Source organism: Aurantibacter sp., assembly GCF_039941195.1.
Classification (GTDB): domain Bacteria; phylum Bacteroidota; class Bacteroidia; order Flavobacteriales; family Flavobacteriaceae; genus Aurantibacter_A.
The window spans coordinates 1-6907 of record NZ_JBDVFA010000077.1; the positions used below are offsets into that span (position 1 = coordinate 1).

6 protein-coding genes and 1 pseudogene are annotated in these 6907 nt (G+C 33.7%); 1 reads left to right on the top strand and 6 read right to left on the bottom strand.

What is annotated here, in order from left to right; genetic code table 11:
- The 6 genes from ABJF52_RS12730 to ABJF52_RS12755 all read right to left on the bottom strand — a co-directional run.
- Positions 1–1219, bottom strand: a 1219-nt coding sequence (locus ABJF52_RS12730; RefSeq protein ID WP_348150778.1) for a DUF5723 family protein, incomplete at its 3' end; no start/stop codon positions are given.
- A complete protein-coding gene (locus tag ABJF52_RS12735) occupies positions 1216–1767 on the bottom strand; it encodes a hypothetical protein (protein ID WP_348150781.1) in 552 nt (183 codons plus the stop codon). The genes ABJF52_RS12730 and ABJF52_RS12735, both read right to left, overlap by 4 nt.
- A 54-nt stretch (positions 1768–1821) precedes the next feature.
- Positions 1822–2511 carry a YjjG family noncanonical pyrimidine nucleotidase gene (locus ABJF52_RS12740; RefSeq protein WP_348150784.1) on the bottom strand — a complete coding sequence of 230 codons (690 nt, stop codon included), beginning with the start codon at positions 2509–2511 and terminating at the stop codon, positions 1822–1824.
- Positions 2504–3748, bottom strand: a complete 1245-nt coding sequence (locus ABJF52_RS12745) for a polysaccharide deacetylase family protein (RefSeq protein WP_348150787.1) — start codon at positions 3746–3748, stop codon at positions 2504–2506. The genes ABJF52_RS12740 and ABJF52_RS12745 overlap by 8 nt, the downstream gene beginning before the upstream one ends.
- A gap of 145 nt (positions 3749–3893) precedes the next feature.
- Positions 3894–4592 (bottom strand): DNA repair protein RadC, encoded by a 699-nt coding sequence (radC, locus tag ABJF52_RS12750; RefSeq protein WP_348150790.1) that lies wholly within the window; start codon positions 4590–4592, stop codon positions 3894–3896.
- An 87-nt stretch (positions 4593–4679) separates the two neighbouring features.
- A complete protein-coding gene (locus tag ABJF52_RS12755; RefSeq protein WP_348150793.1) occupies positions 4680–6038 on the bottom strand; it encodes a Mur ligase family protein in 1359 nt (452 codons plus the stop codon).
- A gap of 252 nt (positions 6039–6290) precedes the next feature.
- Between ABJF52_RS12755 and ABJF52_RS12760 the strand changes: the two are divergent.
- Positions 6291–6907: pseudogene (locus ABJF52_RS12760) on the top strand (hypothetical protein); the annotation flags it as partial.

The window sequence follows — 6907 nt, forward strand, 5'->3', positions numbered from 1 at the left end:
TTTGATAAAAAACAGAAAGTGCTGTTTGCGGCCCTCTAGGTCTATTTATAGCATATAAATGTCCTCCTATACTATTCGCATATCTTGTACCTCTATCACTCCCAGAAGCGTATGGTCCACAATCACAATTGGCACCAGTTAATGTTTGTTCTCCCCAATTATACCGTAATGAGGCATTTAATTTAGTAGGTCTGAACATAATGTAGCTATCATTATTTTCCTCAAAAGGAATTAATTCTTCTACCTCATCTATTAAATCGTTCCAGAAATCTTGATCTGGGTCAGCTAGGGCATCAGGCAAAATTACTTCTACACCTTCTATAGTTGCTTTTCCTTTTAGTGTGTAATTTTTAACATCATTAGAATGATTTACAAAACCAAGATCTAAAAGACTGGCAGTGAAAACGGTTTGCTCGTTAAGTTTATACGTAAAACCTAGGTCTACTCCAACACCTAAATTACCTCCAAAAAATGCTCGCTTTGTAAGCGTACTAGCTATAGTACCATCCTTTTCAGCATCTCTGAGCGAAGGTAGACCTGACATGCGGAATTCCGCATCTGCATCTAAAGTATTAGCATAAAAATTATTTACACCTTCTGTGGTAACAAAATAGCCTTTATTATGTGTAGAATTAAAATCAAAAATACTTGAATAAACTTTTGCTCTAACCCCTATTGTTAGTTTATTATTAATACGCTTATTTAAACCAATATGGTAAACATTTAGTAATTCTCCCCTAGTTTTAAAATCGCTCAAATTAAAACGTTGATTTAAATTATCTGCATTACCTTCAAAACCTAATATTGCTAAGTCACTAAACCAATATCCAATAGCATCACCTTCGGTATAAACACCTAATGAATAAAAATTATCTTCATTTTTTCCACGAAAACCTACATTTATTAATTCGAGCTGAAATGTTCCACTTAACTCATCACCTGTGGTCATCCCATAAATAACTTCATTGGCAAATTTATCTGTAAAATCTAGACCATCATCAGCAAAAATATCGTTAACAGCTACACCACTTAAACCTGCTTGAAAAGAAATATTTGTTGCAGGTATACCCGCATACCATTTAAAATCGACTTCAACACCTGGGTTTACCATTAATGATTGTGGTATTTCGTTAAAATCGTAAAGCAATTGCCTATTCTGGCCTTGCGCAAAAACGCCTACCAAAAACATAGCAAATATCAATAATTTTGTATTTCTCATTTAACCGAGAGTCTAAATTTACCGCTAGATTTAATGGTTACTTTAGCGTCTGAAATATCTGAAGTACTGGATGTATCACCATTATTCTCTGCGGTGACACGAATGGCAGAAGTATTTATTAAAATATCTAAACTATTACCTGTACCACCGTATGGTATTTCACGTAATATCTGCTGCATTGGTGGGGCTGCAGGAACATTAAAAAACTCTACATCCAATACATTACCTGCCTCATCTACAAAGTCAACAGAAATATTCAAATCTTTACTTGTCGTATTTTCGACCAAATAGGTAACTACCCCATCTATTACACGGTCTGCAAAAAAAGCATCTGAGAAACCATCAAAATTAAAGTCTTGTGAATAGAAATTTGAAGCAATTGCCCTATTAATAATATCTTCTGGTGCTTCAACATATAAAATACTACCTTCAATTACAGGTTCTATTTGTAAATCGTCGAATTGATCAAAATCTAAATCTTCAACACATGATTGAAGCGTTACCATTGCTAATAAGACCTGTAATAAATAGCCAATCTTTTTCCCCATCTAAAGTGCATCCTTCTAAAATCGCTGCGATTTTCAGTTACAACTAGTATAACTCTATAAAAAGGATTTTATTTCATGCAAATGGTCGATCATGGGGCATATTTTATGAGTTGGTTGCTTGTGTGAATTAAAATGTAAAGTGTGAAAACCAGCAGTATGGGCTCCCATAATATCTGCCTCAAAACTATCACCTATCATCAAAGAGCAATTGGACGACACCTTCGCTTTTTTTAAAGCTAAATCAAATATTATTGGATTTGGTTTTTTTACGCCTGCCATTTCAGAGTCAATTATTTCAGTAAAATAACCATGTATGTCAGCATTATGTAATTTTTTAAGTTGAACTTCTTGAAAGCCATTGGTAATAATGTGCAAGCGATAATTGGGTTGTAAATACTTCAAAATATCTATTGTACCTGGAAAGAGATGATCAAAACTTGATAAATGTTCAATATAAGCCTCTGACAAAATATTAATATCACTATCAGATACAATTACACCTAATTTATCGAAAACAGTTTTAAGCCTCTGATACCTTAAATCTGGTTTACTTATTCTATTTTCTCTATATAATTTCCAAAATGCAAAGTTTTGAGGAATATAAATCTCCAAAAAATCATCTAAATCAACATTTAAACCATTTTCGCTGAGAATTTTTTCAAAAGTTAGGGCTGAGTTTTTCTCAAAATCCCAAAGGGTATGATCCAAATCAAAAAACACATCTGTTACAAAATCTTTAAACATGCTGCGATTCTATAACTGATTCATAAAATTCAAGCCAATTTACTTTATGCTCGCCACCTAATAATTCGTTTGAAAATATGGTTATAAAATTACCATTTACCTTTTTCACTTCGTTTGCTAACTCGGCAATAACACTCATCATTTCATCAGCATGCTTTAAATTCACCAAAGCATAATCGTGTATGGCAAAAGAATGGACTCGTATAGGTTGCTGTATTTCTAAATTTATATCGTAAAAGAAAAAAGGTGTACATGTTCCAGCTCTAAAACCAACTTCATGTGTATAACCCATGGTGTAATCGTCACTAAATTCAGCCTCCACTAAATTTCTATATGTTATCGGAATATCTACGCGATTATATCGCATTCTTGAAGAACTTACGGGCCTATTAATTACAGATTCCAGTCGTGTTTTTTCTCGTTTTAATAATTCTGTATTTTCAAATGAGCTATAAGATGCAGCTAATGAAACCGTACTGTAATCGGCCATCGATTTAATTAAAAATCGAAATTTATTATTGGTAGGTGACACATTTTTATCAAAAGTAGAATAGTCCGCAAATTGAAAGAAAAACATACTTTTTGTATGATTCTTCTTATGCATTTCTACAAGTTCTTGAAAGTTATTATACGGATCATTTTGCCCAAATATTACACCGAACCTTTTAATAATTCGTTTAAATTTAAACGTTCCTAAGTCCATTAAAAAACCAGCTATTCCACGTACGAAACCTCGATATGCGTAACTATGTGAAGTTGTTACATCAACAACAGAAGTATAAGAGAACGTTTTCGTTTTATGTTCCAATTCTGGAAATCGCTCCTTTAAACTTTTTAACAATCGCTCTACCCAGATATCTACAATCGGCAAACTCAGAAATCCGTTTTTATAAGCGATACTTTCTTTTGGTGAAAATCGGCCGTGAACGTCTTTTACATGTGGCAAATATTCCTCGTACCGGCTTAATAAATAAAAACTTGCTGAAAATATATCAAAGGCCAACTCGCTTCGTTCTCCTGCTCTAAAAAAACATGGAACTCCATCCCAATCTACAATATTAACTTCAATATCATTTATGCCCTGCTGAAATAATAAATCATTACTTCGCACAAAAAATTCATTCTGCAAAGGTTGTTTGGTATAAGTTATTTTGGGACCCGAATGCTTAATAAAATCTTCCACTTTTACTGTAAAAGAGACCTCAACACCAATCATACGACTAAATATATGCTTCATTATATAAGTAAAGCGCGGCGTTATTTTATGAGTATATACTAAAAGCATTTTTTAAGGCTGGTGATAAAGTATTAATTAGTTCTTATTTTAATAATCGCGAAGGTATTTATTTTAAGGGCATTTGTAATATAGATATGAATCCTTTTTATAAGAGTCCATCATCTGCAAAGCTATAGTAGTTTTTCTGGGTTACTATGATATGATCAAGCACTTTTATATCCAATGCCTTTGCGGCGGCTTGTAATTTCTGTGTTACAGACTTATCTGCTTGACTTGGTTTTAAGGTTCCTGAGGGATGATTATGAGACAATATTAAGGCTACAGCGCCCAATTCCAGAGCTTTTTTCAATACAATTCTAACATCCACCAACGTGCCGGTTAAACCACCTTTACTTAATTGTGATTGATGTAAAACTTTATTTGCATTGTTCAAGTAAAGAATCCAAAATTCTTCGTGCTCTAATTCTCCTATTATTGGTCTTAGAATTTCAAACGCATCTTTACTACTTGTTATTTTTGAAATTTCTACAGCCGCTTCTCCTCTTCTGCGTCTACCCATTTCCAATGCCGCAGTAATGGTAACCGCTTTAGCTTCTCCAATTCCTTTAAATTCCATTAATTGTTTCGGAGATAATTTACCCAGTTCGTTTAAATTATTATTTACCGATGCCAATATGCGTTTCGAAAGTTCTACTGCGCTTTCGTTTCTACTTCCTGAACCTATTAAAATTGCGATTAGTTCAGCATCTGAAAGTACAGCACGTCCTTTTTGTACTAACTTCTCCCTAGGTTTATCATCATCAGACCAGTTTTTTATTGAGAATGATGTTGATTTTTCTTGCATTCTTAAAAATAGTAAATAATCAAATAAATTGTATTGCAATTATTTATTCCTCTATTTTTCTAAATTCTAAGGATTTAAAAATGGTTCTTAACTTTCAATCAAACTTTTAATTTCTTGCAAATCAAGACCTCCATAATTTCCTGAACTCATTAAAAGTAAAACTGAATTAGTATAATCTTGCTGAAAAACAAAATCTTTAAATTCAGCAGATTCTGTAAAAATATTAAGATCTAATCTTTGGAAAGCTTCCGATATTTGATCCGGTGTAACTTCTTTTAACTTTTTAATCTTTACTGATTCGGGCAAATAGAATACCGATGCAACATCAGCCGGATTAAGCGCTCCTTTGTAATCTTTTAAAAACTCAGGATTAAAACTACTATAGGTGTGTAATTCTAAACATGCGATTACTTTTCTATTTGGATATTGTTCTTTAACAGCCTTAGTTGTCGCTGCCACTTTACTTGGCGAATGTGCAAAATCCTTATAAACTACGCAATTCGAATTTTCAGCAATCTTTTCAAGCCTCTTAGACGCTCCGGTAAATGTCGCTATTGCCTCATAGAAATCATTTTCATCTACCCCCATGTTCTGACAAATCCATTTGGCACCCGCAAGATTACTTAAATTATGCTTACCAAAAACTTCAATTGGCATAGGACCCTCGGGTGTCTCTAAAAGTGTTTGACCATTTTCAACCGTGTAATTAGGAGTTTCATAGGGTAATTTACGTATCGCATTTTCAGACGCTTCAACAACCTTCTTTACTTCAGGATCTTCATTATTATAAGTAATACTCCCTCCTTTAACAATACTATCCGCAAATATTGAAAACTGTTCCACATAATTGTCGAATGTGGGAAATACATTAATGTGATCCCAAGCGATACCACTTAATAAGGCTATGTTAGGTTTATATAAATGAAATTTTGGCCTCCTATCAATAGGAGATGATAAATACTCATCACCTTCTAAAACAATAAAATCGTTTTCCTCAGTTAAATGAACCATTCGTTCAAAACCATCTAATTGCGCGCCAACCATAAAATCAACCTCGCGATTGTGATAATTTAAAACATGTAATATCATTGATGTAATGGTCGTCTTTCCATGACTACCACCAATAACCACTCGTGTTTTATTCTTCGATTGTTCATATAGAAATTCAGGATACGAATAGATAGTTATCCCCAATTCTTGTGCTTTCAATAATTCGGGATTATCAGGTTTGGCGTGCATCCCCAATATTACTGCGTCTAATTCGGCATGTATATTTTCCGAAAACCAACCAAACTCATCTGGCAACAATCCTTTATCTGCTAATCTACTTTTAGAAGGTTCAAAAATAACATCGTCACTACCAGTTATTATATAACCCTTATGTTCTAGTGCTAAGGCTAAATTGTGCATTGCACTGCCTCCAATAGCAATAAAATGAATTTTCATTTTTAAAATTTAGTTCGTAAAGATAAACATTGAAAAAAAACTGGACTTTAATTCAAAAATGTTAATTGTAAGAAAAATCCGATAAAACGTGCGTTTATATCGACATAATGCACTTTTTTTGAGGTTTTTAACAACTTTCGTAGGATTCACCTCTCTTTTAAAGCGTTTCACAACATTCTTTATATAATCGAATACAAGGCGTATACATTTGTTCGTTCGTAAGCTATAATAGTTGCTTTAAATTAAAAAACAATGACCTACCAGAATTTCAACAAATCATATTTTGTTCTTTCGGTATTTATATTGCTCTTGAGTTTTACACAAGTAAATGCTCAATGTGCTGGATCAGATAATACTGTTACGGTATGTAATAAAGAACAAGATACCGGTAATAGAACATACGACCTTTTTGCAGCCCTAGGAGGAACACCTCTTGCAGGAGGAACATGGACAGCGTTAGCCGGATCAAATTCCACAGCTTTAGATGAAGCTACTGGAGAATTAGATTTATGGCAAATATATGTTGCCGGTTCGCACCAATTTCAATATGATAATGCACTTTGTGGAGAATCAGCGATTGTTACCATAGAATTAGGTGGTTATCCTGGGCAGGATAATATTGATGGTGGTGCAAATGCATGTAACAATGAAAATGATGTAAACTTGTATAGCTTCTTAGGAAGTAATCAAGATGGACAAGTACAAGATATTAACGGTATTTGGTCTGAAGATGCTCCTACTGGCGCATTAACTGATAACACTTTTGATGCCACCCAAGTTACTCCTGGTGAATATACCTTTAGATATACCAGTATTGCGGTAGGATCATGTCCTGCACGTGAAGCCGTGGTAATTCTAGAAGTACATAG